The sequence below is a fragment of the Glaciecola punicea genome (assembly GCF_001756615.1).
Lineage (GTDB): Bacteria > Pseudomonadota > Gammaproteobacteria > Enterobacterales > Alteromonadaceae > Glaciecola > Glaciecola punicea.
Window position 1 is genome coordinate 21017 of the sequence record NZ_LZXY01000008.1, and the last position, 25629, is coordinate 46645.

Genomic DNA, 25629 nt, shown 5'->3' on the forward strand with positions numbered 1-25629 from the left:
ACAATAAAAATGATAGGGTACGAAACCGAAGAGCAGCAGGTACAGGCCATAAAGCAATTTTGGAAAGACAATGGTATGGCGATTATTGCTGGCGCGATCATTGGTTTGGGTTTACTGTGGGGCTGGCGTTTTTATAACGATTCACAAGTAATTGCGAAGGAAGAGGCTTCTGCAGCGTATAATGCTAGCTTAGAAAGCTTCGTAGATGACGGCAACAAAGAAGGCCTTGCGGCGTTTGTGGCTGAGAAAAGTGACACAGGCTACGCACCACTTGCTGCCATGATACTGGCACAAAGAGCAGTGCAAGATGAAGATTACGAAAATGCCAAAATGCATTTGAAAACTGCCATTAGCCAAGACTCAACTATTGCCGATATTGCGCGTATACGTTTAGCTAACGTGCATCTTCAAATGAACGAAAAGGATGAAGCATTGGCGGTGCTAAATTCGCTTGAATCAACGTCTTTTGAGAATCAAGTCGAAGAGTTAAGAGGCGATACCTTGTTAGCTATGGGCGATTTTGATGGCGCACAAAATGCCTACACAATAGCAATGGCGCAAATGCCAAACAACCCTACTTTAAAAATGAAGCGAGATAATATTGCATTTGCAAAAACGCAAGAAATAGGTGGCAATGTTGAATAAATTTCTAAAGCTATCAACTACGCTTATACTTGGCATGAGCATAAGCGGCTGCGCTACCATAGGTGGCTGGCTTGACGACGATGAAGAAAAAGAAATTAGGCAGTTACCGGAAATAACCATGGCGTTTGAAACCGAAGTTGTATGGTCTGAATCGGTAGGTGATGGCGTAGAAAAATTTTTCTCAAGATTAACCCCAGCGGTGGCTTACGGCAAAATTTTTGCCGCCGACAGGCAGGGCGAAATTGTTGCCCTTAACCCTGACACGGGTAAGCGCATTTGGTCGCGTGATATTAGCCGTAAGAGTACCAAAAGCTCTTTTAGCAATGGCTATGGCTTATTTGCAGGTTCGGTATCTGCTAAAATCTCGGGTGGTTTAACCGCGGCCTACAATGCAATTTATTTTGGCACTGAAGACGGCGTTGTTTATTCATTAAACGAGGCCGATGGTAGTATAAATTGGCAGACGAATGTACCAAGTGAAGTGATAGCTGCACCGGCTGCAGACGCAAACATAATCGTTGTTAACACTGTTTCTGGTTCATTAATGGGCTTAGATGCGCTTACCGGTGAAGTAAAATGGCAAAATGACTCTGATGTTCCTCCCCTTACGCTAAGAGGTATATCGGCGCCAACTGCCTCCGCTGGTGGCGCTATTGTTGGTTTAGCTAACGGTCGTGTAAGAGTCAGTATCATTGACACCGGCCTAACCGCTTGGGAATCGGAAGTGGCTAAGCCCACCGGCGCAACTGAACTTGACCGCATAGTTGACATAGATTCTAAGCCGCTTGTTTTTGGCGGCACCGTGTTTCTGGTATCCTATGGGGGTTCACTAGCCGCGATTGAGCTGCGTTCTGGAAATGTGATATGGACGCGCGAATACGCTTCTTTTCGCAATGTGTCTATCGATGGGAATCGCTTGTTTGTGACAGACAACAACAGCAGTATTTATGCAATTGACAGACGCAACGGTGTAGAGCTTTGGTCTAATGGCGAGCTAAGAAGAAGAAATTTAACCGCTGCTACCCCCGTGGGCGATTACATTGCTGTAGGCGACAAATTCGGCTATTTGCACTACTTTACGCAAGACGAAGGAAAATACGTGTCGCGCATAGAAGTGGGAAGGGGAGAAAACGAGGCTATATACAATGAGCCTGTTTTTATAGACGGATTGCTTGTTGTGCAAACCCGAGACGGCGAAATTAGTGTGCTTAGTACGCCCGAATAATCTAATTAATGTGCACCCGTTGATTATTGCGTTTAAACTTCGCCAATGGTTCTCTCATTGGCGTTTTTGTTTGCGCTTTTTTACTTATTACCTAATTTGAGAAAAAAATGTTACCTGTAATAGCCTTAGTAGGGCGCCCAAATGTTGGAAAGTCTACATTATTTAATCGTTTAACCAATACTCGAGACGCGTTAGTAGCGGATTTTCCTGGTCTTACCCGCGATCGCAAATACGGCACCGCTACCTTTGAGCTGCGCCAGTTTATCGTGGTTGATACAGGCGGCATTAGTGGCAATGAGCAAGGCATAGACGCGCGCATGGCGCATCAGTCTTTATTGGCCATAGAAGAAGCAGACGTTGTGCTATTTTTAGTTGATGCAAGAGACGGACTAACGCCCACTGATATTGGTATAAGCGAGCATTTGCGTAAGCAAGAAAAGCCCGTTCATATTGTGGTTAACAAGGTTGATGGCCTAGACGGCGACAGCGAAAGCGCAGATTTTTACACTTTAGGCATGGGCAGTTTGTTACAAATAGCTGCGGCGCATGGCCGCGGTGTGTCTAAGCTAATAGAAGCGGTGTTGTCGCCGTTAGATAAGATATTTAAAGACATGCATGTAGCGCCACCGAGTATCGAAGAAGAAACAATCGATGCACAAGAAAAACTTAAACAGCTGCAAGCACAGCCCATTAAACTGGCTATTGTGGGTAAGCCTAACGTAGGCAAGTCGACCTTAACGAATAGAATTTTAGGGGAAGAGCGCGTTGTTGTTTATGATTTGCCCGGTACCACCCGCGACAGTATTTTCATTCCTATGCAGCGCGATGGTCGCGAATATGTCTTAATAGACACCGCGGGTGTTAGAAAACGTAAGAAAGTGTCTGACGTTGTTGAGAAATTTTCTATCGTTAAAACTCTCCAAGCGATTGAAGAAGCCAATGTGGTCTTGCTTGTGGTTGATGCGCGAGAGGGTGTTGCCGAACAAGACTTATCGCTGTTGGGCTTTATTTTAAACTCCGGTCGCTCCTTAGTCATTGCCGTTAACAAATGGGACGGTTTAGACAACCACGTCAAAGACCAAGTCAAAAAGGAGCTTGATCGCCGTTTAGGTTTTGTTGATTTTGCTCGCTTGCATTTTATTTCAGCCCTACACGGCTCGGGAGTGGGACATTTATTCGAATCGGTCCAAGAGGCATACGAGTCGGCCACTAAGCGCATTAATACGTCTATGCTTACTGATATAATGGAAATGGCACAGCACGATCATCAACCGCCTTTGGTGCGTGGGAGACGAGTTAAAATGAAGTATGCGCATGCGGGTGGCTACAATCCGCCGGTAATTGTCATACATGGCAACCAAGTGAAAGATTTGCCGGATGCTTATAAGCGTTTTTTAACTAATTATTATCGGCGTTCATTATCAATGATGGGGACGCCCATAAAGATAGAGTTTAGAGAAGGCTCAAATCCTTTTGACGCCAAACCAGGTAAGCTTACCGTATCGCAAGAGCGTAAACGAAAGCGCCTACTGTCCTCACCTGACAAAAGGTAAGGTAACGAAGTAAATAAGACTATAGATCCTGTTTAAAGACTATCAAATTTGCTGTTTTAGCGCAGTGAACTAATTCCTCTGTGAGGCGGGAGAAGCTGTTTTCAAAACTGAATTTACTGTGGAGACTATTTCGCCATCGGCTAGTTGTGAAGTAATTATCTGATTTTTTTGAACGTCTCTCACCGACCTTAGCAATATATTTTCGCTAAGCGTCATACTATATCCGCGCGATAAAGTCGCTAAGGGACTAACAGTATCGAGTAATGCTGCTGTTTTGCCTAAGTGTTGTTCTTTGCTAAGCACGTATGCTTTCATTGTACTGCTTAAGTCGAGTAAACGCTTTTGACTAGCTTGCTTAGCTCGCTTTATGTCATTAACAGGCGATAAAAACGAGATGTTTTTTGCTTGGCTCGACTGCTGCTGTTTGGCGTTATTGATCTGTTTGGTAAGGGCTTGAGTTAATCGCTGATGCGAGCGAGTGAGTGTTTGTTTATGCGCAAGTAAACGTAACTGAGGGTGCTGTGCCTGTAGACGCTGGTGTAAATAGTGAAGCGATTCAAGCTTTTCTTTAATTGTTTTTGCAGGATGTTGCTGCAATAGTCTAGCGTACAAATAATCAAATTGCTGGCTGTTTTGATTAAACTTTTTAACGGGATGTTGCGCCTGCAATCGCTGCTGTAGCGACATTCTTTGCTGCTCTTTTTGCGCCAGCATGTCGTTGAGCGCCCGAACAAGTGAGCGTTTTTGCTCACTTAGGTTCTTTTCTAGTACATGTTTGTCGGTGCTAAGTAATTCAGCGGCAGCTGATGGTGTAGCAGCGCGAATGTCAGCAACAAAATCAGCGATGGTTACATCTACCTCATGACCCACTGCCGACACCACCACTAAATGTGAGGCATAAATAGCGCGCGCGACTATTTCTTCATTAAATGGCCATAGGTCTTCAAGTGAACCGCCGCCTCTGCCGACGATTAATACATCGACTTCATTTCTGATGTTAGCGCGCTCAATTTGTTTAGCAATAGAGGCCGCCGCGCCGTCGCCTTGGACCATGCTAGGGTAAATAATTACCTCTATGCTGGGGTTTCGGCGGCCCAGTACATGCAAAATGTCGTGAACGGCGGCGCCTGTTTGTGATGTAACAATGCCAATTTTAGTGATATGAGCCGGTAAGGTTTGCTTAGTTTCATGCGCAAACAAACCTTCGTTTTGTAGTTTTAGTTTTAAGGCTTCAAAGGCTTGTTTAAGCAAGCCTTCGCCCTCGGGCTCCATGGCCACGGCAATAAGTTGATAGTCGCCGCGAGCTTCATACAAACTTATATTCGCCTTAACCACCACTTTGTCGCCATGTTTAGGGGTAAAGCTTACACCTTGATTAGCCCCGCGGAACATGGCGGTGCGTACTTGCGCTTTGTCATCTTTTAAGGTGAAGTACCAGTGGCCTGAAGTAGCGCGCGTAAAATTAGATATTTCACCGCTAACCCATACTTGTCCAATTTCACTTTCAAGCACCTGCTTGGCAAAGCGATTAAGTTTGGTAACACTGATTATTTTGACGGCTTGGGGCACTGCAAACATAATTGAATATATTACCTTTTGACCAATTCACGTGTAAAGATTGGCTTTATTAAACATTTTTCTCAAACAATACGCAATTGTAGTTTACCTAGATATGAAAAAATACTACAATCTCACCGCAATTAAGCCACTCGTATATAGGTCAAATTGCATGTTACGAATAGAAAAAGAAGCGTATACTTTTGACGACGTACTTTTAGTACCCAGTCACTCCCAAGTTTTGCCACACATGGTAAGCCTTAAAACACGTCTCACCCGCGGCATTAGTTTAAATGTCCCTCTTATGTCTGCTGCTATGGACACAGTTACCGAAGCATCACTTGCCATTGCCTTAGCGCAAGAAGGCGGTATAGGCTTTGTGCATAAGAATATGACTCCCGAGGCGCAAGCCGATCATGTTTTGCGCGTCAAAAAATATGAAAGTGGTGTGGTGCTCGACCCGGTTACGGTGAGCGCAAGCGACACCATTGGCGCCACAATCGCCATGAGTAAGCAGCTAGGATACTCTGGTTTTCCTGTGGTAGACGGCGAAAATAATTTAATAGGCATTGTCACCAGCCGTGATTTGCGTTTTGAAAACCGTCTTGAAGAGCCGGTCAGTAAAGTCATGACGAGTAAAGAAAACTTAGTCACGGTGACCGCTGAGGTTAGCCCCGACAAGGTCATGGAGCTGATGCATCAATATCGTATTGAAAAAATATTGGTGGTTGACGATAGCTTTAAACTAGCCGGTTTAATTACCGTTAAAGATTTTCAAAAAGCTAAGAGTAAACCAAACGCCTGCAAAGATGCGCAAGGTAGATTACGCGTTGGCGCTGCGGTAAGCGTAGGGCCAGGCACAGAAGAGCGTATTAAACTGCTGGTTGAAGCAGGCGTGGACGTACTTTTAATTGACACCTCGCATGGCCATTCCCAAGGCGTGATTGATCGTGTTAAGCAAGTGCGCGAACAATATCCCAATTTACAAATTATTGCCGGCAATGTGGCTACCGCCGAGGGCGCTTTAGCATTAGCAAAGGCTGGTGTAGATGCTGTTAAAGTAGGTATAGGCCCCGGCTCTATTTGCACCACTCGTATAGTTACTGGCTGCGGCGTACCGCAAATAACCGCTATAAGCGATGCTGTTTCTGCCGTTGATAAGTTAGGCATTCCGGTTATTGCTGACGGCGGCATTCGTTTTTCTGGTGATATCGCAAAAGCCTTAGCTGCTGGCGCAAGCTCGGTGATGGTCGGCAGCATGCTGGCTGGCACCGAAGAAGCTCCCGGTGAAGTGGAGCTTTATCAAGGCCGCTATTACAAGTCATATCGCGGCATGGGTTCATTAGCCGCAATGAACCAAAGCCATGGATCTTCAGACCGATATTTTCAAACTAGCAGCAGCGCTGAAAAATTAGTCCCCGAAGGCATTGAAGGACGAGTGGCTTATAAAGGTCCTATTTCTACCATTATCCATCAGCAGTTAGGTGGTTTGCGATCAGCGATGGGCTTAACGGGCTGCGCGACAATTGATGAGCTTCGCACCAAGCCGAAGTTTGTAAAAGTGACTGCCGCAGGAATGGGTGAGTCACACGTCCACGACGTCAGCATTACCAAAGAAGCACCAAACTATCGCTTAGGATAGGGCATATTACGGGAATACCCTTTTTGTTTTTATGCGGGGAGTATACATGTGGGCAGAGAATACTCTTGCCATTATGTGTATGTCCCTGTAAACGTAGTCTACTTTTTAGGACATTTAATGTCGATTAATATTCATAGTCAGAAAATTCTTATCCTTGATTTTGGGTCACAGTACACTCAACTCATCGCCCGGCGCGTACGTGAGATAGGCGTCTACTGCGAACTTTGGGCCTGGGACGTAAATGAAAAGTACATTAGAGAATTTGCACCAGATGGTATTATTTTGTCGGGTGGTCCTGAGTCGGTAAGCGCGGGAAATTCCCCGCGCGCGCCGCAGTATGTTTTTAATGCAGGTGTACCGGTCTTAGGTATTTGCTACGGCATGCAAACAATGGCGCATCAGTTAGGCGGCAAAGTGCAAGGTTCTGATATGCGCGAGTTTGGCTATGCGCAAGTGGAACTGCCGAAGCCTTCACATTTGTTTGATAAAATTGAAGATGGCATAAACGCGCAGGGAAATGCACTATTAGACGTGTGGATGAGTCATGGTGACAAGGTTATAGAAGTGCCGCCTGGCTTTGAAACTATCGCACAAACGCCTAACTGCCCGCACGCTGGCATGGTAAACGTAAAGAAGAGATTTTATGGCGTGCAGTTTCATCCCGAGGTCACGCATACTAAACAAGGCTCACGTATTCTGCAGCAGTTTGTTATGGCCATTTGCGGCTGTGAAAAATTATGGACACCCGCTTCAATCATTGAAGATGCGGTAGCACGGATAAAACAACAGGTGGGTGATGACGAAGTTATTCTTGGCCTATCAGGCGGCGTTGACTCTTCTGTTACGGCGATGCTGTTGCACCAAGCTATTGGTGCTCAACTAACCTGCGTGTTTGTTGACAACGGCTTACTTCGCTTGCACGAAGGTCAGCAAGTAATGGATAGGTTTGGCGATCACTTTGGCTTAAATATCATCAAGATTGAGGCGCAGCAGAGATTTTTGGACGCACTGGCTGGCGAAACCGACCCAGAGAAAAAACGCAAAATCATCGGCAATCAGTTTGTGTATGTATTTGATGAAGAGTCAAGCAAGTTAGCCAATGCGAAATGGCTTGCTCAAGGCACCATTTACCCCGATGTAATTGAGTCGGCAGGCTCTAAAACAGGTAAAGCACACGTTATCAAATCACATCATAATGTAGGCGGTCTGCCCGCCGATATGAAAATGGGCTTAGTAGAGCCTTTACGTGAATTATTTAAAGATGAAGTGCGCAAAATAGGCCTTGAACTAGGGCTGCCTTACGACATGCTTTACCGCCATCCTTTTCCTGGACCGGGTTTAGGGGTAAGAGTACTGGGTGAAATTAAAAAAGAATATTGTGATTTACTGCGTAAAGCCGACGCCATTTTTATTGAAGAACTACATCGTCATAACCTTTATCACGAGGTAAGCCAAGCCTTTACGGTATTTCTGCCGGTCAAGTCGGTAGGCGTTATGGGAGACATGCGCAAGTATGACTGGGTCGTATCTTTAAGAGCCGTTGAAACAATTGATTTTATGACTGCGCGTTGGGCGCATTTACCGTATGAGTTTTTGGGCATTGTCTCTAATCGTATTATTAATGAAGTTGATGGCATTTCCAGAGTTGTTTACGATATTTCAGGTAAGCCTCCTGCGACCATAGAATGGGAGTAGTTATTCTAGTGTAAGTTATTGATATTAAACAATAATTAACTTACACATTTGTTTCACGTATAAAATTAATCGTTGATTTAATTGAAGTTTTCTCGTACAGTTACACAGAATGTTGCACAAACGTGTGACTACTGAAAATAATAGTAACTCTGCGAGCAAACGTGGTACTTAAAAAACAAAACTTTGCTGAAGGCGAAATAGCCATATTTGACGAAGCTTGTGTGTACAAGCGAGGCGAGTATTGGCAGTTTCGCTTGTGGTTGCCTAAAGAGAACAAGTACGCACGTAAAAGCCTACGCACACGCAGCGAAAGCACAGCAATTGAACGTGGCAAAGCAGCTTACTTAGAGATTTACGGCAACTTGCAGCAAGGTAAGAGTTACTTCTCCATAACTACAAAAGAAGGTGTCGAGAAGTACTTGAGCTTTCGCAAACGTGACGTTGAACTAGGGCATATTGTTAAGGGACGCTTAGCAACAATCGCAACACACCTTCAGCACTTCCTTAGCTTCATTGGCAAAGACACCAAGCTCAAAGAGCTAGAACGCACTGATTGCGAAAACTACTTCTACCATCGCCACAAAAGCACCAACACCAAAGTCAAACAAGTCACAGTACAAAACGAACAAAGCACTATAAATGCATTGATGAAGTGGCTGCACAAGAATGGCGAAACGCACATAGACGGCTTTGAATTTAAGAAGCTACCACGCTTGGACAAAGGCAACGAAGCAATACGTCGTGCAACACTGACTAACGATGAATACGAAACACTCTATCGCGCAATGCGTACTTACTGTGCCAAACACAACAAGCTAGATGACGCTGAGCTTAGAGTGCGAAAAATCGTGCAGCACTATGTGCTAGTTGCAGCTAACAGTGGATTACGAGTTGGTGAACAGCGACAGTTACGTTGGAGTGATGTGCAGCTAGAGCGACATTCAGCAAACAGTACGGAGCAAACGCTAGCACGTATTCACGTACGTGCTGAGACAAGTAAAGTGCGCACAAGCCGTACCTTCTTGTGTCGTAACGGACAGTACTTCGAACGCTTGCGCGAAATTGCTAAACCAACGAACGCAGATGAACTTGTGTTTACGATTGATGGTGAAAACCAAATCACACAACGTATGATGTTGTATCACTGGCACAAGATGATTGAGTTAGCAGATATTGCAGATAGGGAAACACGTGACTTAGTCCCCTACAGCCTACGACACTTTATGATTACGCAGCGCATTATGAGTGGCTTAACGTTTAGACAGATAGCAGATATGTGTGGCACTAGCGTGGCACAGATTGAAAAGACGTATTACCACCTTAACGACGAAATCCGTTTAACTAACGCTGTAGCTGACTACAGACGTAACGCAGATGGCACTATTGAAGTGCTTTAAGGAGTGAGAATGATTGGTACTAACTACACAAACAAGCTTCCTAAAGTGATTAGTGAAGCTATGAAGCAAGTGTCTAGCGATGATTGTTATCTTATTAAACGTCGCATTAAAGGTGTAACTGGAACTGGCGTAGTGCTGAATTGTCACCAAAACGTACAAGACTTAGTTGACAGAATTGGTGGTGAGCGAATTGGTGGTTGGTTGTTGATGCGTAAGAAAGAACTTTACCGTAATGGTATGTACATTTGGATGTTTCATAGTATTTGGAAAACTCCAGAAGGTGAGTATGTTGATGTTACGCAAAGCGATGTGTATGGAAATGAGAAAATTGCAACATTCTGGTATGACGCAAAGCGTAATGCAGACTTAATTGAAGGCACAGCTCACAATCACGTTATCGCTTTGGAAAATGAAAAAGCTGTACAACATATAGCTAAGGCAACTAACACTCGTTTAACATTGGGTACGCCGTATTGGACAGAAAGCAGTGTTCGTTACTTCACTCAATTAGATGAACATAACGGAGTGTATCGTATGTTAAATAGTGATTATCCACAGAACAAAAAGATGTTAGAGGAGCAATACAATTGCCGTTCTGAAGGCAATAAATTGGTGCCAAACAGTAAAGATGACAAAGTATCCACACAGATATTCTTTGACTTCTCTGTAAGCTAAATCAACTCAGCAGCGTTGCGTTTCATCTCGTCGTTAACTGAAACATAGCGCTGTGTTGTTTGAATACTTCTGTGCCCAGCCATCTCTGCTAGCACAAACACGCTAACGCCTCGCTGACTAAGTGCAGTAAGCCAAGTGCGTCTGCCACTGTGTGACGTAGCGCCAGCAATTCCAGCACGTGCGTACAAGCGTTGTAGATGCTGTGTAGCAGTGTTTGCACTAAATCGTGCACCCTTTTGTGTAGAGAACAAATAACCGTGCTGTGGACGCTTTGCTACGCTGCTTGTGTATGCTTTTAGCTGACGCTGCATCTGCTTTGGCAGAAATATCTTACGTGCTCTTTTGGACTTGGTACGTGCTGCATCAAGTGTCATTTCGTCTCGTACGTTGCCGTTTGCATCAAGTATGTCGTCAAAACGCAGCGCAGCCACTTCCCCTATGCGTAAACCACACAAGTGCGTAAACAGCAGCATCGTTGCATCACGCTGTGAATAACGACTGCACGAATTAGTTACGTCTAACAGCTGCTTTAGTTCTGCTTTGCTAAGTGTCTTTGCTTGTGCCATCTAAACCACCTAAATGTAATATTTTCGTACATACAGTGTATTTTCTGATGTTTGTATTGAGCAACCAGAATGTGCCTTATAAATACCTTCCATAATTCAAAGACTTATGTAGAAAAGTAAGATAATCATTGTTTTCTTACATATTCTTAAGTGCTGTTTAAGTGTCAGCTTCGCTAACACTACTTGTGCCGTTTGTTCTTTCGCGTTCGCTCAATCTCAAACAACACAGCGTTAATTTCTTTGTATGAATAATTATCTATTACTCATTTACTAGGAAGAACAAGTCAAAGCCGTAAACGGCAATGACTGTAGTTCTTCGCTCATTTACTGAGGATTACACAACTGGGCTTACACAACTCTGTTACGAGGAAGGTAGGTTTTGCTATCACCTATTACGTGCTGTCTTACGCAAGTCATTGCTGCGAGCCAGCCAGAAGCAGCGCAGCGACTTTGTTGGTTTAATGACATTTCCAACTCACTTTACAATAGGTGTTCCTATTCAACCATTACGGCAATGCAAAATCGTTAATCACACATAGGTGTGTCGTTTAAGGCATCCCAGCATCACTGGGGTAGTGCATTGAAGCAGACAATGAGCAGTCCGTTTGCTTGTCCTCTCACATCAGAAGGCATCAGCAGTACTATTTCAATCGGCGTACCAACCTTAATCTCATTTGTACCTAGCAACACGTGCTAAATACACAGCAACATTAACAAGCTGTGCATATAGTTATTTATCAACAGAGGAAAAAAGGATGCAGAAAACGGTTCTAAACGACGTATTTGAGTTATTGCAGCAGATTGGTGCTGTGAGCAGTGAGAGTGAATTTAGCAGAGATTGGCTGTGCAGAAGCGAGTGCTACGTGCGTACGCTGCGTTTTAAGCGCGCAAAACCAAGTGTTGGTACCTTGGCTATATGTGCAAGCAAGCTGCAGCACTACGGACGCTGTATGACGGCTACAGAGCGTCACGCACAGCTTGCCAAACAGTTCATTGAACTCAGCGAACGTTGTCACAAGCAGATAAATTCTGATGCTGTGGGGTGGTGGAAAGACGAGGTGAGAGTTTGACAAGTAACACTGTAACTTCAAACGAGCAAAGTCGTCATCCGAAATTGGGTTTTAAGTATCAAAATTTCGTGCAGCGGATTCTTGTGGTGGAGTACTTACAGAAGTGTGGTGGTGATTTTAACCCACCCCACCCTACAAGTTGCTAAATAACAGTATGAACAAGAGTGCACTACAAGACATACAGCAAGGCTTAAAAGCCATACGTGGTGAGATAGAGCGTGTGGATGATGAAACAAAGTGGGCAGCACTTGAGTTGATGCTAGGCACTAGCAGCAGCGTAGTAGCATTAGCAAAGAAGATGGCTAAGCCAGAGACAGTGACACGGACAGTAGCTGTTCCTAAGACGAAGATAGTCAAGAAACAAACACCACCACAGACGACACCAAAAGACACAGAACGAACAGACTTTACGCCTATTCGTCCGCAACCACCGCTACCGAATCAACGAAACCAGTAAGTTACTATAGTTAAAACCGTCAAAACTGCACGGTTTATAGCTGTATGTCAGTGTGGTTGACACAATGACTGACTGGCATAGTGAGGCGCTGTGTAAATACTTTTGTCTAATTACAACACACAGCACTAGACGTCAAAAAAACGTGCTTCCAAACTTTCGTTAAAATCTATATTATGACATAGACACTTATTCGAAGGAGATGTGTGATGAAATCGTATGACGAACTTAAAGCTGAGATGGAAATTATCCAGCAGAAGATGGCTGAAGCAAAGAAGAATGAACGTGCTAACGCACTCAAAGAAGTGAAGCGGTTATGCAAAGAGTTTGGCTTTACGGCTGGGATGCTTAAGGGCTCAATTGCTGAAGGCAGAAAACCAAAAGAGAAGTAAAGTTTACCTTCCCACCTAAATGCTACTTAACGGATTGTTTATATGAAATATCGCGCTGAAATAGACGGCTTGCGAGCACTAGCTGTTGTCCCAGTAATTCTTTTCCACGCTGGATTTGAGCTGTTTAGTGGGGGCTTTGTAGGCGTTGATGTGTTCTTTGTAATCAGTGGTTACTTGATTACTACAATCCTCATTGAAGATCTAGAGAGCCAGCGTTTCAGCCTCGTTAACTTTTACGAAAGACGAGCGCGACGAATACTGCCAGCGCTATCATTTGTAATGATCATAAGCTCAGTATTTGCTTGGGTTTTACTATCAGACGTGGCGCTAAACAAATTCGGTAATGGCTTGATTGGTGTTTCCTTATTTCTATCGAATGTTGTTTTTTGGTTACAGCAAGGTTATTTTGCTGAATCGGCTCAGCTGAATCCTTTGTTGCATACTTGGAGCTTGGCAGTAGAGGAACAATACTACGTATTGTTTCCACTCTTTTTAATTATTGCTTGGCGCTTTGGTATTAATAGAGTTTTTTGGATGATTGTTATGATGCTAGCAGTTAGCTTTTTAACAAGTGAATGGGGTTGGAGAAACAACGCTGGAGCTAATTTTTATCTTGCACCAACTCGTGCTTGGGAGTTATTTTTTGGATCCATCTCAGCCTTTATAGTGCATAAGCGCGGTGTGCAAAAAAACAACTCCTTAGCACTAATTGGTTTAGCCGCAATTATCTTCTCCATCTTTTTCTATGATGAAACTACACCGTTTCCTAGTGTATACGCATTAGCGCCAGTACTAGGTGTTGTCTTCCTTGTTCTCTACGCTGATAAAGACACCTTTGTCGCAAAAATTTTAAGTACTAAGGCGTTTGTTGGCATTGGGTTGATTAGCTATTCAGCATATCTCTGGCATCAGCCTATCTTTGCATTTACGAGGGTGTTTAAAAACCAAGTTTCGATGGACACTGAAATTTCTTTAATATTGATTGGGTTAACTTTTATTTGTGCCTACTTCAGTTGGAAATATATTGAAGCACCGTTCCGCAATAAGGATTTAATACAACGCAGTTCAATGTTCATTATGAGTTTCGGAGCACTAGTTGTTCTTGTTGCAGTTGGCTATGCATCTAAGCAAGTATCAAATGGTAGCGAATACAAGTTAGCAAAGATGCTCTCTCAAAATCAATTTGTCTATTTTGAAAATATGGATCAAAGAAAGTTTATAGAAGCGCGACTTTTGTATCCACTTTCAAACGTCGATAGCATAATTGTGGGCTCAAGCCGTGTGATGCAGATAACTTCAGAGATAATAGGAAAAGATATTCAAAGTTTTACAGTAAGTGGAGCTTCAATAGAAGATGATATCGCTTTTGGCCTTGAAGCACTGACTAAGCTAAATTATCAGACAATTTACATTGCAGCGGACCCCTGGCTTATAAATAGCAATGATGGTCAGAATAGATACCGATCAATTTACAATTTATATAGCCATTGGAAAGGATTAATGTCTAGTAATGAAACACCTTATCCTTTTCTTAGCCTAAAAGACTACCAATCAACTGAAGATTCTGATGAATCTATACTAGATTCGTTGCGAAATATTTTGTCTCTACAAAATATTTCTATTCCAATAGATGGAAGCATAGAAGCTGTCGCAAAAAAAGCTTACGATGGTTCTCATGTCTACAACGAAACCTATATTAACCAAGCAAGAGAAATAAGCTCAGAATTTGTTAAGTTGCTTAATTACGCAATGGATGACTTCGAATATGATAATCAGTCTATAAAAAACTTAGAAATGTTTGTTTCATACCTACAATCCAATGGGGTGAAGGTTAACTTTATCCTCTCGCCATATCATCCTGAACTTTATCAACTGATGGCATCAAAAAAGCCTATTTTTCTTGAAATAGAAGATTGGTTTCGAGATTTCGCTAGCCGCAATGATGTAGGTATTAACGGTTCATATGATGGAGATTTAGTTGGTTGCAGCAATGACGAATTCTACGATGGAATGCATCCTAAAGAGTCTTGTATGCGGAAGCTCTTTCTAAATTCAAATGAGTGAGTGGTACGACAATCAAAAGCAATCAATTAGTAACATTCTTCAGTTGCTGCAAGAACGCTTAGATAAAACTAATCCACGTCGCACACTTACTGCAGATGAACAAAGGCGACTATTTAAACTCGAACATATAGCAGAAAAGTTAAGGCGTAGAGAAAACGTGCAAAACCGTCAGCTTCAAACTTGGCTAAGTGAAGATGAATACGCACAAGTTGACATAGAATGGCAAGAACAGCTTGAAATGCGAGAAGAACTAAAAGACAAGCCAGACGAATTGAAACGCTACGAGGATAAGTTAAAAGAAGCTATTATGATGCGTAATCGTTCTGATGCTTACCATCGAAAGGGTAAGAAGTCTGCAGCATATAAGTTGGACAGCAAGTGCGAAAGCTTATGTGAAGATGCGCTAGAGATACTTCAAGAAATTGTTGCTGCTGATGCTAGCTTACAGATTTGGTTTGATAGAAATTTAGACTTTGGACACGGTAGTTTAATTGATGCAAGTCTTGGCAACTTACCACGCTTGGTTACATCACGTAGTATAGAGAAGCTGAGTGACGATAGTCGTTTAGTGAAGAAGATTGACGTAAAAATAGGTGTTGTTGAACGTGCAATTTGTAGCATCGGTAGAGACACAGTAGTATCGTCCAAAGGTGATAGGTTGATGCTTGAAAAGTTTCTGAACACTGACGACTAATCTTCGGATGACAGCCACCGAACTCTGAAAGCACAATGCTTTTAGCTAACAAGGAGGCTGTTATGACTGTACTTGATACACTGAATTTCGTTGCATTTAACCCACTTCAAAACAACAACCCCATCGCTGTTCGTCGTCGCAAGTTGATGGCAAAGATAGATGAACAAATCCAACTTGCAACAAACAAAGACTACACGCCCACGCAGCATAAATGGGTTACTGATGACGAAGGTAAACAAACCAAAGTTGAAGTTGCCAAACGTGTTAAGCGTTGGTGGACTGCTAGTGTTGATGGAAAGATAAACCTAGTGGTGCGCTATGGCAGCAAGCCACTAGAGTTTGCTAAAGGTAAGAATGCCATCGAACTAGCTAGCGAAGCTGATGTAGTTGATACACTTCGTAAGTTGCGAGAGGCTGCTGAACTAGGTGAGTTAGATGCGCTGATAGAACAACAAGCGCAGTTTGGCAGACGTTTGACACTAAAGAACAAGTGAACAGAAGAACAGAAGAACGTGTATAATTCAGCACGTTCTTCGTCGTACAATGTGCAAGTGCTGATTGCGTAAACTATTGAATTGCAATAGTCTCACACGCGTAGAAAAAACGTGCAGAGTGATTGGTGAGTTACACACTTGTTACACACGTACTATGAGGTGGAATTAAGTGCTTGATATTAAACAGTTTAAAAACCACGTTGCTACTGAGTGGGAATAGAAAAAGGTCTTTGGGTCACTATAAAAAGCGTATTTGTACGCCAATGCTCACCCGCTGTTTGTGAAGATTATAGTCAATAAGAGAGTCTCCATAGCCACTAAATAACTGCACAAGTAAATCGTAGCGCTTGTTAAAGGGGTAGGTAATGTTTACCTCAACGCCGCTGCGATTATCCCCTAAAGACAGGTTATTTCTAATGCTAGTAGCAATGTCTAATTCACCCAAACGATAGCCGAAGCCTAATTCCACTCTTCCATAGTAATCATTAATGTCAGGATTGTCGTCGCCTAGGGGATCAAGCGGCGATGTTTTAGCATCTTCAGGCAGTCTTACCCACGTGCGTATGTAGTATGCTGTATTTTCATCGCTAAACAGCGCTGTTGCGATAATGCGATTCCAGCTACGTGACTTTAAGCCCGACTGACCATTTGACATATGATTTAAGCCTATTCGAAACAAATTGAATTTGTAACCGGCAAGGGATGTGTCAGTATTAAATTGGTAGAATACCTCAGGTTGATAATTTGTTTCTCGAAAAGGCTTAGAGGTCTCATCATTGTATACTTGCCAAAAGGATACCGCAGTAAAACCAAAATATACGCCCGAAGCATCGTCTTGATGGAGCCACAGCGGGGTTTTTACACTTATTTGGTATTTGGCTTCAAAGCGGTCAATCTGCTCGTCGTCTATGCCATCAAACGATATGGAGTTTGGGTTGGGAGAATAGCTTATCGGCAAAAGGTAGTTTGGATTATGCTGAACAAGTGAGAAAGAATTTAGATTAGCTTCACGTTCATTCTCGAATTTTTCACTTAGCAATGTTTTTACCGGTGCACTACCGCTTACATTTTTAAGCTCTGTAGATTGTGTATCAACTTTTTCTTGCGTCGTTTGTGCAGTGGTTTTTGGCGCTATTATAGCAAAAAGTGTTATAGCGGGTAAAACAACCATTTCGTTACTTGCCACTGCCATTGGCCACTGATAAATGAATAAAAAGAAGGCTATAAATATGCTAGCGAATGGCTTTTTCAAGGTTAAGTCCTTGTATCGCAATGTGAGTATAATTGCAGGTTAAACGATAAGATATACACAATTATACATCAAAAGATACCGAACAATATCGTAAAATGCATAAGCCTTATGCTATGTGCAAGCGTTGAGGCGGTAATAAAACGGTGGGTTTACATGGTAATGGTAAATTAATTGCAAAGTAATCAAGCAATAATCACAAGTCCTCCACTTGTAGCAAACACTATTGTACTGGCGCCGCCAATCGCAATAATTAGATTAGTATGTTCAACAATCCCTTCTTCCACGGCATTGCTGCACTGTGGATTATGGCTGCAAAGCGCGAGCTTTTTAACGCTTGCGGCTAGTGCTAGTTTAATCGCCTCCTGTGCTACCGAATGCACCAAAGTTGATTTTGCTAGCATATGTATGATTGAGTTAATGTTTGGGACTCAAGGCATCTTTAAACCCATGAGGTTACTCACGTAAATCTATCCTGAATATCGGAAAGTCTGAAACTGAGACTAGCCGTAAATATAAATAGTGCGAAAATAAGGGAATTAATGTTTGAAACTGAACATCCTCTAAATGCTGCTTAACTTTTATTAACCATACATTTTTGATTCAGCTTGAATGTGCTCAAGGAATAATGAATGAGGTTGTCTCAAATGATCACAAATGGCACATAGGAGACTAAAGCAAAATAAAGCTGGCAGGCTGCAATGAACGAGAAGCAGACTGTCATTGATTATGACGTCTGAAGTCAAGACTTGACGCCTTTGGCTTGGGTTGTCATAGTATGGTATTATTTCACTATTGTAAATTGCCTGTCTATGGAAAAATTAAACTATAGGGTGTTAGAAAATGTAACTACTTCATGCTATTTTTAACTTAACTAATGTAAGTTTGAATTTGGTTGAGTAGATAGCATGGCGTGGGATAAACGAACGGTGATGTAAGTCACTTGAACATTAGAGAGTTGGTTACATCAATAGGGTTTGGGATGGTTCAATAACGGGTGAGTGAGATCTTGTCATGGAGAATAAAGTGAAAGATGAAAAGTAATTTATTTACTTTGGCAGCATGCGGAGTTGCACTGAGCATGGCCAATATGGCAATGGCGGATACTTCACCCGGAACGATGACCGTTACCGCGACCATAGGTCAAGCTTGCTCTGTAAGCTCCGCCACAATGGTCTTCCCTTCATTCTCGCCTTTTTCGACTCAAGATCTCGTTGCGGATACAGCAGGGTCGCTGAAAATTACGTGCACCGCTGGGACTACGCCGCTTATCTGGTCTGACTCGCCTCGGCTCCTGAAAGGTCCTGGCGCCGGTACCGTCGAAATTCCCTTTAGTCTTGGGCAAACTCCGGCTACGGCACTGACTAATGCCTTGCCTACAGCGTTACCAGGTGAAGCGATTGCTTCCTTCGTTGCAGACGGCACCGAACGGCCAGTGCAGCTAAATGGGCTTATAAAGGCAGCAGACCACGAAAGTAAGGATCCTGGTATCTATAAAGCGGTAATCATTATCAACGTGGAGTACTAATTTTTATAGGGCACCTCTGGCTTTGCCCTTCACCAACAAGAGAAGAAAATGAGTGTTATAGCCTAGCTGCAATTCTGCAAGGTAAACGATTTTTTTAATCTATTTATGAACGTTACTAAGAGTCTTTATTTATGACTGTATCCACCAATTTCATTTTGAAAAGCAAAAAGTTATACCTGTTGGCTATTATTGTCATTGGTAACCTCCTTTCTAGCAGTGCGTGGGCCGTGATTATATCTCCAGTGAAAGTAGAGCTATCGCCAATCCATTCAGTGGTGACAGTCACCGTCAGCAATGATTCGGATTCGCCATTGATCTTGCAGAGTGAAGTCCTTGCATGGACTCAGGCCAACGGCGAAGACCTTCTCGAAGAAAGCACTGACCTGCTGGTTGCACCAACAATCGCCAAGATCGAGGCAGAAGGAGTTCAGATTTTCCGAGTCACGCTGAGACATCCAACTGTTGCGGTTGCAGAACGCGCCTACCGCCTGGTGTTGGATGATGTGAGCAATATTGAAGGTCAAAGAAAAGGGGATGGTATCAACCTTTTATTCTCGCACCGTCTTCCGGTATTTGTTGCAGGAACTGGCAAGGTCGGCCCAAGACCGCACTTTGAAAGTTGTGCGAATTCGGCACAACGCGGTTGCGTGCGTCTGGTAAACGACGGCGACCAATATGTGCAGGTGCAGAGCCTGATTGTGAATGGAATAAATTGGAAAGAGAATCTAGATGCAGGTAACCGCGTCTTAGCTGGCGCTTGGAAGCAATGGACGTTCGCCTCGCCGCCAGCCTCTGCCGGGCAATTGACCGTCACTGCAGAGACTTCGGATGGACAGATGACTTTTGAGTTGGCAAATCCAAGTCGGTGACCCCGACTCCCTCATCTCCTGAACGCCAAATTGAAGCTTTGTGGATTCAAGTCTTTATCCTGCTCAGCACGGCACTCCTGACCTTGGCCACGCCCGCCGTTACGCGAGGCGATGGCAATAATACTGGGCATGCTGAAACACTGTTACTTATAATGACCATTAACACCCAACTCCAGCCTGAAATTGTTCGTGCGGAAAAGCTTACAGATGGCCGTCTTGTTCTAAGAGCTTCCGTTTGGCGGACAGCTCGCCTGCGATTGCCTGATTGCGAGCCCCTAATGCTGGCAGGCAATCAGTATGGCTACGCACTGGAATCGATCCCTGGCCTGACCTACAAATTAGACCTGAACCAGATGACTTTGACAGTTACCACTCCGGCATCCGCTTTCATAGACAATAAAATCTACCAGAGTAGTGTGTCTGTTTCACTCCCCAATGTCGTCAAACCCGGTTTCTTTCTTGATTATGATGCCAACATCAACAGCGGGGACCACGGATACGAGAGCCACGGTATTCTCCTTGAAGGGGTAGCCTTTGGTCAGTGGGGGTCGGGTGTAACAGGTCTCGTAATGAGCGGTAACCGGCAAAATGATCAAGCTGTGCGCACGGAGAGCTACTGGCGTAAAGATCTCCCCGGTCCAATGGAAACGCTTGTGTTGGGCGATACTGTCAGCGATGGCGGCTCTTGGAGTCGGCCGGCGCGTTATGCAGGTGTCCGCTGGGCTCGCAACTTTTCGCTGCGGCCCGGTTTTATCTCGATGCCTATGCCCAATTTGTCCGGAACGGCGGCTTTGCCTTCCACAATTGATGTGTTGATCAATAATCGTCGACAAAACACAGAACAAGTCAATCCCGGACCCTTTGAGCTGACCAATGTGCCCGTTATGAGCGGTGCCGGAGAGATCAATCTGATCGTGCGTGATCTGCTTGGGCGAGAAAGTGTTATCAGCCAGAGTTATTATTTTTCCCCTCGTCTGCTGGCCGAAGGCTTATCTGATTTTTCTTTAGAAGCAGGAGTATTACGCGAGAATTACGGCATAAAAAATAACGACTATGGCAATAGCTTCATGTCTGGCACAGGGCGGTATGGACTAACCTCGGCATTGACGGCAGGGGTACACCTCGAGATTCAGCCTCATCGACGAGCGGTAGGGGTCGATTTTGCTGTGCTACTTGGCACCTTTGCCACTGCGGAAGTTGCAATGGCAACTGCTAGTACCGACGACATTCAGGGTAACCACTATTTGTTCGGTCTGGAACGTCGAACTTCAAAGGGCAATACTTCATTGCGCTGGGAGTACTTTGATCAAGATTTTGTACAGTTCGCCGCAGCCCCAAACGAAACCAGACCACGCAAACGACTCAGTGCAGGCCTTAGTACATTGCTTCCGGGAAATGTCTCGGCGGGGATCAGCTACACTTACCAATCTTCATGGAACGATGACAGTCTGGATTTTCTCACGGCAAGCCTGTCAGTATCACTGCCATGGGATATTTATCTGAGCAGCTATGTGAATCAGGACCTAGGCCCTGAGCGTGCCTGGAGCGGTGGCGTCACCTTTACCCTGTCGTTAGGAGGGCAACGGACAGCAAATGCCAACACCAACTTTAGCGGTAACAGTAACACAATCAACCGGGCGGAGCTGAGCCAATCACCACCGGGCGGTCTCGGGTCTGGTTGGCGCCTAGGCGTCAGTGAAGACCCTAGCCGACAGTGGCACGGGGGGCTTACCCAAAATACCAACAAAGGCAGTTTCAGTGCCGAAGCCAGTGATACCGCCAACAATGCAGCCTTTCGCCTGGGTGCTAGTGGCTCTGTCGGTTGGCTGGGCGGGCATGCTTTCGCCACTCGTCGTATCGGTGCTGGTAGTTTTGCTGTGGTCAAGGTAGATCAACTTGAAGATGTTCCAATCTACCGGAGTAACCAGCTGGTCGCCACGACCAACAGCAGCGGCATGACCCTGGTTCCAAATTTGCTCCCTTTTCAGGAAAACCACCTCACTATTAACCCGGCCGAGCTCCCTTTTGATATCGAGATCCAGAGTGTAAAAGAAACAGCTGTGCCGTTTGCACGCAGTGGCCTGTTCGTCGATTTCCCCGTGCGCCGATCACGCAATGCACAGATACTGTTACGCCAGATTAATGGTACCATCGTGCCAGCTGGCGCCCGCGTAGCGGTGTCGCCTGGTAAGCGCAGTTTCCTCGTCGGTAAGCGCGGAGAGGTCTATCTTATGGACCTTGCTGATAGCAACAAATTGTCAGTGGAATGGCAGAGTGGCAAATGCCATCTGGTTCTTACACTTGACCCCTCCGGCCCTATAGAACCGCGTATTGGGCCGCTAACTTGTGGAGAAGAACCATGAAAGCTGCGCCTTTACGCCCAAATGGAATGCTGTTGTGCATGTTTGGTCTAATGATCGTCTCTGGAACGGAGGCGGCCGTCTGCCAAATAAGTGCCACAGCTGTCAACTTCGGCAATTTTAGCCCACTAACCCTCAAATTTGTAGAAAGCACCGGCAGTATAACGGTGAACTGCACTGATGTTGCTGTCTACTCTATCGCGCTCTCATCCGGAAGTGGTACCTATAATCAACGCAGCATGATTTCCGGCAGTTATTCTCTTGACTACAATCTCTATCGCGATGCTGCTCACCAGCAAGTCTGGGGTGATAACAGTTCCGGCGGCAATTACACCGTCACCATTGCAAACCCGGTAAATGGCCAAAACTACATTCATACGGTCTATGGCCGTATACCTCTAAGCACAAATCGTGGTAAGTATGCTGGCGCATATAGCGATACCATTAGTGTTATCGTAAACTACTAGCCGGTACAACGACCTAAAGACTTAGGGGCTATACTAACTCGTGCCTAGATTCTGAACCCGCTTAACTAGTTTTGTTTCATTCTTTGAATATCAGTTATGTTCTTATGGGAAAGTGAAACTATTTTGAAGAATGTAAAGCGTAGAGTGTTAGAGTATCAGACGAATTAACGCTATGTACTTCCCTTCGTTACAACTGGCTTTTTGAGTGGGTTGATGTTGACTAAGGGGAAATAATGCAGGTTTTCATTGATATGCCAGCCGTCATTTGCTTGTATCCTCACTCGCCAGTTACCGAGCGTTGCGCAGTCCCTGCTAGCCAGCTAGACTTACAATGTGCATGGATATTGCACGGTGAATAATCCCCATGACTTTGCTTAATTCATTGGGATATCTCGCCAAAAGCAATCGAAGTGGAATGGGCAGGCCCGAATACTTACTGGCGGATCGGGTAATCCCGCGCCAGTTACTGGGGTAATACATCATCTACCAAAAGTGCGGCACTTTCGGCCATTCTTCTAGCACCACAGCTGGGACAAAAGCCTCTTCGCTTGCAACTAAACGCCACGAGCTTCTCATGTTTACAGTCGCCACATACGACCCGCAAAAACCGTGCTCTAAGCGACTACAACGCAGAAACTCGTCAAACTCACGCTCAACAAATTTTGGCGATTGTTTACCTTGTTCAGATAGGGTTTCTTTGAATTCAGGGTAATGTCTCTCGACCAGTTGATACAGCAAGGTATTTTCCGGTCGGTGACGTTTGTATTTTGCCGTTTACTGCATTGCCAGCACAGCTATCATCCTTGATTGACCTATTTGGATGAAAGTCTGGTAGAAGGTAAGAAGCTTTTCGACTGATCACTAGACGGTTTTTGCATGCAAATGGAGCGAAATACTGCCTTGACTTTACAATAACCGAACGGCCGCTTCTCGCCGTTAGTCAGCTCGACATAGCTTTAGTCCGTTAAGTGTCTATGCTGCTTATCATCCAAGCGTCTTTGTTTTGACAAATTTTTTACCAATCAAACGAATATCAGTGCCGGCGTCTAGCACTATATCGGTTTTATCGTTAAGTTGAATATGAACACACGCGGTATTCCCACCATAGCGAAGCGTATATGCACCCAGCCTTGGTATGGTGCCGCGTACACCATAAAATGTTACTTGCATGTATTTGTCTTACACATTGCCACCCTTCAAGAGCAAATAGAAACTGCCTTATTTACTTTTCGGTAATAAAGGTAACAACTTTATCAATTGGCAACATTATTTTTTCACCAGTGGCTCTATTTTTGTATTCAAGGGCGTTTTCATCGAGGTTTCGCTCACCAATAATAATGCTGTGCGGCACCCCAATTAATTCCATATCGGCAAACATAACGCCAGGTCTTTCTTTACGATCATCAAACAACACTTCTACGCCAGCGTCGAGTAAATCTTGGTAAAGTTTCTGGGCGACTTCATTTACTCGATGCAACTTATGCATATTCATTGGAATGATCACCACTTTGAAAGGGGCGATAGCGTCGGGCCAGATTATGCCGTACTTGTCGTTGTTTTGTTCAATTGCCGCGGCCACTATGCGGGTTATGCCGATACCATAGCAGCCCATTTGTAAGACTTGGTACTTACCCGTTTCACTTAGCACGCCGCAGTTCATTGCTTTACTGTATTTATCGCCTAATTGGAAGATATGCCCAACTTCAATACCCTTGCGAATATCTAAAGTGCCGTTGCCGCAGGGAGACGGGTCACCCGCAACGACTTGGCGTAAATCGACTACAATACTGCTGTCTAAACCGCTCGCGTTGGCCCCTTTTGTGCTAAAATCACGCTGCCAATTAACGCCAGTAAAATGCATGTTTTCTTCGTTTGCACCGCATACAAAATCGCTGCAGGCGGCGGCGCTTCTATCTACTAACACCGGTATAGGCATTTTGATAGGGCCAAGTGTTCCAAAACCACATCCCACTAAGGTTTTGACGGCGTCTTCTTGCGCCATTACCAAAGGACTGGCAATCCACGGGTGTTTCTCAGCTTTTATGACGTTAAGTTGATGATCACCGCGTAAAATAAGCGCTACAAACTCAGCGTCAATTTCACTGCTGGCGGCAACAATTAACGTTTTTACACTTTGGCTTGCATTAATGCTCAATAATTCAGATACCGTAGCAATGGTTTTTGCATCGCCCGTATTTACTTTTTCAAGCGCTTTGGTGGCGCTAGCAGCAACCGCATGGGTAATGGCCTCGGCAAGCTCTACATTTGCTGCGTAGTCAGAACTATTACTAAATGCGATATCGTCTTCGCCAGATTCTGCTAATACGTGAAACTCATGTGACACCGCACCGCCTATAGAGCCTGAATCGGCAATAACAGACCTGTAGTCTAGGCCTATGCGGTCAAACACATTGCAGTATGCTGTGTGCATATCTTGATATGTGTTGCTTAGACATTCCATGGATAAATGAAACGAGTAGGCGTCTTTCATTATAAATTCGCGAGAACGCATAACACCGAATCTAGGCCTTACTTCGTCACGAAATTTTGTCTGTACTTGATACAAGTTAAGCGGAAGCTGTTTGTAGCTATTCACATCGTTGCTAACAATAGTGGTAATGACTTCTTCGTGCGTTGGCCCAAGCACAAAGTCGCGCTGATGTCTGTCTTGAATGCGCAAAAGCTCAGGGCCATATTCTTCTAGGCGCCCTGATTGCTGCCATAGATCTGCTGGCTGCACCACAGGCATGTTGATTTCAATAGATCCGGCGCGGACCATTTCTTCGTGTACAATTTTACTGACTTTGTTTAACACCCGTAACCCCGTGGGTAACCAACTGTACAAACCAGAAGCGAGTTTTCTGACCATTCCGGCGCGCAACATGAGCTGATGAGAAACAACGTCCGCGTCGCTAGGAACTTCTTTTTGTGTGGCTAATAAATATTGTGTAGTGCGCATAGTAGAGTATAAATAAACCGTCAGTTTTTAATGCCTCGAATATTAGCAGTGTGTGGGCGCAGACTAAAGCTAAA

At 44.4% G+C, this 25629-nt stretch carries 22 protein-coding genes and 2 pseudogenes; 17 read left to right on the top strand and 7 right to left on the bottom strand.

What is annotated here, in order from left to right; translation table 11 throughout:
- Positions 1–9 precede the first annotated feature (9 nt).
- The 3 genes from BAE46_RS10270 (at position 10) to der (ending at position 3423) form a co-directional block, all read left to right on the top strand.
- Positions 10–645, top strand: a complete 636-nt coding sequence (locus BAE46_RS10270) for a YfgM family protein (RefSeq protein ID WP_006002611.1) — start codon at positions 10–12, stop codon at positions 643–645.
- Positions 635–1870 (top strand): outer membrane protein assembly factor BamB, encoded by a 1236-nt coding sequence (gene bamB / locus BAE46_RS10275; protein WP_006002612.1) that lies wholly within the window; start codon positions 635–637, stop codon positions 1868–1870. The genes BAE46_RS10270 and bamB overlap by 11 nt, the downstream gene beginning before the upstream one ends.
- Positions 1871–1977: 107 nt before the next feature.
- Complete coding sequence (gene der / locus BAE46_RS10280; protein WP_006002613.1) at positions 1978–3423, top strand: ribosome biogenesis GTPase Der; 1446 nt, start codon at positions 1978–1980, stop codon at positions 3421–3423.
- Positions 3424–3492: 69 nt separating this feature from the next.
- Here der and xseA read toward each other — a convergent pair whose 3' ends face one another.
- Positions 3493–5001 (bottom strand): exodeoxyribonuclease VII large subunit, encoded by a 1509-nt coding sequence (gene xseA, locus BAE46_RS10285; RefSeq protein WP_070112676.1) that lies wholly within the window; start codon positions 4999–5001, stop codon positions 3493–3495.
- A gap of 151 nt (positions 5002–5152) precedes the next feature.
- Here xseA and guaB point away from each other — a divergent pair, with 151 nt between their 5' ends.
- The 4 genes from guaB to BAE46_RS10305 all read left to right on the top strand — a co-directional run bounded on the left by guaB (position 5153) and on the right by BAE46_RS10305 (position 10389).
- On the top strand, positions 5153–6622 hold the full coding sequence (guaB, locus tag BAE46_RS10290; protein WP_070112679.1) for an IMP dehydrogenase: 1470 nt from the start codon (positions 5153–5155) through the stop codon (positions 6620–6622).
- 117 nt (positions 6623–6739) lie between these two features.
- Positions 6740–8317, top strand: coding sequence for a glutamine-hydrolyzing GMP synthase (gene guaA / locus BAE46_RS10295; RefSeq protein ID WP_070112681.1), 1578 nt, complete (start codon positions 6740–6742; stop codon positions 8315–8317).
- Between the two features lie 161 nt (positions 8318–8478).
- Positions 8479–9714, top strand: a complete 1236-nt coding sequence (locus BAE46_RS10300; RefSeq protein ID WP_070112683.1) for a tyrosine-type recombinase/integrase — start codon at positions 8479–8481, stop codon at positions 9712–9714.
- A gap of 9 nt (positions 9715–9723) precedes the next feature.
- Positions 9724–10389, top strand: coding sequence for a hypothetical protein (locus BAE46_RS10305; protein WP_070112686.1), 666 nt, complete (start codon positions 9724–9726; stop codon positions 10387–10389).
- On the opposite strand, the gene BAE46_RS10310 is transcribed toward BAE46_RS10305, so the two are convergent.
- Complete coding sequence (locus BAE46_RS10310; RefSeq protein ID WP_070112688.1) at positions 10386–10955, bottom strand: tyrosine-type recombinase/integrase; 570 nt, start codon at positions 10953–10955, stop codon at positions 10386–10388. The genes BAE46_RS10305 and BAE46_RS10310 overlap by 4 nt on opposite strands.
- A gap of 755 nt (positions 10956–11710) precedes the next feature.
- On the opposite strand from BAE46_RS10310, the gene BAE46_RS10315 reads away from it, so the two are divergent.
- From BAE46_RS10315 to BAE46_RS10340, 6 genes are all read left to right on the top strand, one after another.
- A complete protein-coding gene (locus BAE46_RS10315; RefSeq protein WP_070112690.1) occupies positions 11711–12025 on the top strand; it encodes a DUF6626 family protein in 315 nt (104 codons plus the stop codon).
- 154 nt (positions 12026–12179) lie between these two features.
- Complete coding sequence (locus BAE46_RS10320; protein ID WP_070112692.1) at positions 12180–12482, top strand: hypothetical protein; 303 nt, start codon at positions 12180–12182, stop codon at positions 12480–12482.
- Positions 12483–12688: 206 nt separating this feature from the next.
- Entirely contained in the window at positions 12689–12871 is a 183-nt protein-coding gene (locus tag BAE46_RS10325) for an H-NS family nucleoid-associated regulatory protein (protein ID WP_070112694.1), read from the top strand.
- Between the two features lie 42 nt (positions 12872–12913).
- Entirely contained in the window at positions 12914–14935 is a 2022-nt protein-coding gene (locus BAE46_RS10330) for an acyltransferase family protein (protein WP_070112695.1), read from the top strand.
- Positions 14928–15629, top strand: coding sequence for a hypothetical protein (locus BAE46_RS10335; RefSeq protein WP_070112697.1), 702 nt, complete (start codon positions 14928–14930; stop codon positions 15627–15629). The genes BAE46_RS10330 and BAE46_RS10335 overlap by 8 nt, the downstream gene beginning before the upstream one ends.
- A gap of 35 nt (positions 15630–15664) precedes the next feature.
- Positions 15665–16123, top strand: a complete 459-nt coding sequence (locus BAE46_RS10340) for a DUF6641 family protein (protein ID WP_342341486.1) — start codon at positions 15665–15667, stop codon at positions 16121–16123.
- Between the two features lie 238 nt (positions 16124–16361).
- Here BAE46_RS10340 and BAE46_RS10345 read toward each other — a convergent pair whose 3' ends face one another.
- On the bottom strand, positions 16362–17375 hold the full coding sequence (locus BAE46_RS10345; protein ID WP_070112701.1) for a phospholipase A: 1014 nt from the start codon (positions 17373–17375) through the stop codon (positions 16362–16364).
- Positions 17376–17557: 182 nt separating this feature from the next.
- On the bottom strand, positions 17558–17776 hold the full coding sequence (locus BAE46_RS10350) for a hypothetical protein (RefSeq protein ID WP_070112703.1): 219 nt from the start codon (positions 17774–17776) through the stop codon (positions 17558–17560).
- Positions 17777–18426: 650 nt separating this feature from the next.
- On the opposite strand from BAE46_RS10350, the gene BAE46_RS10355 reads away from it, so the two are divergent.
- The 4 genes from BAE46_RS10355 (at position 18427) to BAE46_RS10370 (ending at position 22596) form a co-directional block, all read left to right on the top strand.
- Positions 18427–18900 (top strand): spore coat protein U domain-containing protein, encoded by a 474-nt coding sequence (locus BAE46_RS10355; protein WP_171901027.1) that lies wholly within the window; start codon positions 18427–18429, stop codon positions 18898–18900.
- 131 nt (positions 18901–19031) lie between these two features.
- The gene (locus BAE46_RS10360; RefSeq protein ID WP_070112707.1) at positions 19032–19769 is read left to right on the top strand and encodes a fimbrial biogenesis chaperone; all 738 of its coding nucleotides are present in this window, start codon (positions 19032–19034) and stop codon (positions 19767–19769) included.
- A gap of 152 nt (positions 19770–19921) precedes the next feature.
- Positions 19922–22132, top strand: coding sequence for a fimbria/pilus outer membrane usher protein (locus BAE46_RS10365; RefSeq protein ID WP_171901028.1), 2211 nt, complete (start codon positions 19922–19924; stop codon positions 22130–22132).
- On the top strand, positions 22129–22596 hold the full coding sequence (locus tag BAE46_RS10370) for a Csu type fimbrial protein (RefSeq protein ID WP_083256859.1): 468 nt from the start codon (positions 22129–22131) through the stop codon (positions 22594–22596). Before BAE46_RS10365 ends, BAE46_RS10370 begins: the two co-directional genes overlap by 4 nt.
- Positions 22597–23062: 466 nt before the next feature.
- Here BAE46_RS10370 and BAE46_RS15265 read toward each other — a convergent pair.
- From BAE46_RS15265 to BAE46_RS10385, 3 genes and pseudogenes are all read right to left on the bottom strand, one after another.
- Positions 23063–23370, bottom strand: a pseudogene (locus BAE46_RS15265) (transposase zinc-binding domain-containing protein); the annotation flags it as partial.
- A 228-nt stretch (positions 23371–23598) separates the two neighbouring features.
- Positions 23599–23766: pseudogene (locus tag BAE46_RS10380) on the bottom strand (MBL fold metallo-hydrolase); the annotation flags it as partial.
- 52 nt (positions 23767–23818) lie between these two features.
- On the bottom strand, positions 23819–25555 hold the full coding sequence (locus BAE46_RS10385) for a proline--tRNA ligase (RefSeq protein ID WP_070112713.1): 1737 nt from the start codon (positions 25553–25555) through the stop codon (positions 23819–23821).
- Positions 25556–25629: the final 74 nt, after the last annotated feature.

What these genes read in the sequence shown, in the direction of transcription:
- BAE46_RS10270 (WP_006002611.1), top strand. Translation starts at nt 10, where the DNA reads ATGATAGGGTACGAAACCGAAGAGCAGCAGGTACAGGCCATAAAGCAA.
- bamB (WP_006002612.1), top strand. Translation starts at nt 635, where the DNA reads ATGTTGAATAAATTTCTAAAGCTATCAACTACGCTTATACTTGGCATG.
- der (WP_006002613.1), top strand. Translation starts at nt 1,978, where the DNA reads ATGTTACCTGTAATAGCCTTAGTAGGGCGCCCAAATGTTGGAAAGTCT.
- xseA (WP_070112676.1), bottom strand. Translation starts at nt 5,001, where the DNA reads ATGTTTGCAGTGCCCCAAGCCGTCAAAATAATCAGTGTTACCAAACTT.
- guaB (WP_070112679.1), top strand. Translation starts at nt 5,153, where the DNA reads ATGTTACGAATAGAAAAAGAAGCGTATACTTTTGACGACGTACTTTTA.
- guaA (WP_070112681.1), top strand. Translation starts at nt 6,740, where the DNA reads ATGTCGATTAATATTCATAGTCAGAAAATTCTTATCCTTGATTTTGGG.
- BAE46_RS10305 (WP_070112686.1), top strand. Translation starts at nt 9,724, where the DNA reads ATGATTGGTACTAACTACACAAACAAGCTTCCTAAAGTGATTAGTGAA.
- BAE46_RS10310 (WP_070112688.1), bottom strand. Translation starts at nt 10,955, where the DNA reads ATGGCACAAGCAAAGACACTTAGCAAAGCAGAACTAAAGCAGCTGTTA.
- BAE46_RS10315 (WP_070112690.1), top strand. Translation starts at nt 11,711, where the DNA reads ATGCAGAAAACGGTTCTAAACGACGTATTTGAGTTATTGCAGCAGATT.
- BAE46_RS10320 (WP_070112692.1), top strand. Translation starts at nt 12,180, where the DNA reads ATGAACAAGAGTGCACTACAAGACATACAGCAAGGCTTAAAAGCCATA.
- BAE46_RS10325 (WP_070112694.1), top strand. Translation starts at nt 12,689, where the DNA reads ATGAAATCGTATGACGAACTTAAAGCTGAGATGGAAATTATCCAGCAG.
- BAE46_RS10330 (WP_070112695.1), top strand. Translation starts at nt 12,914, where the DNA reads ATGAAATATCGCGCTGAAATAGACGGCTTGCGAGCACTAGCTGTTGTC.
- BAE46_RS10335 (WP_070112697.1), top strand. Translation starts at nt 14,928, where the DNA reads ATGAGTGAGTGGTACGACAATCAAAAGCAATCAATTAGTAACATTCTT.
- BAE46_RS10340 (WP_342341486.1), top strand. Translation starts at nt 15,665, where the DNA reads ATGCTTTTAGCTAACAAGGAGGCTGTTATGACTGTACTTGATACACTG.
- BAE46_RS10350 (WP_070112703.1), bottom strand. Translation starts at nt 17,776, where the DNA reads ATGCTAGCAAAATCAACTTTGGTGCATTCGGTAGCACAGGAGGCGATT.
- BAE46_RS10360 (WP_070112707.1), top strand. Translation starts at nt 19,032, where the DNA reads ATGACTGTATCCACCAATTTCATTTTGAAAAGCAAAAAGTTATACCTG.
- BAE46_RS10365 (WP_171901028.1), top strand. Translation starts at nt 19,922, where the DNA reads ATGACCATTAACACCCAACTCCAGCCTGAAATTGTTCGTGCGGAAAAG.
- BAE46_RS10370 (WP_083256859.1), top strand. Translation starts at nt 22,129, where the DNA reads ATGAAAGCTGCGCCTTTACGCCCAAATGGAATGCTGTTGTGCATGTTT.
- BAE46_RS10385 (WP_070112713.1), bottom strand. Translation starts at nt 25,555, where the DNA reads ATGCGCACTACACAATATTTATTAGCCACACAAAAAGAAGTTCCTAGC.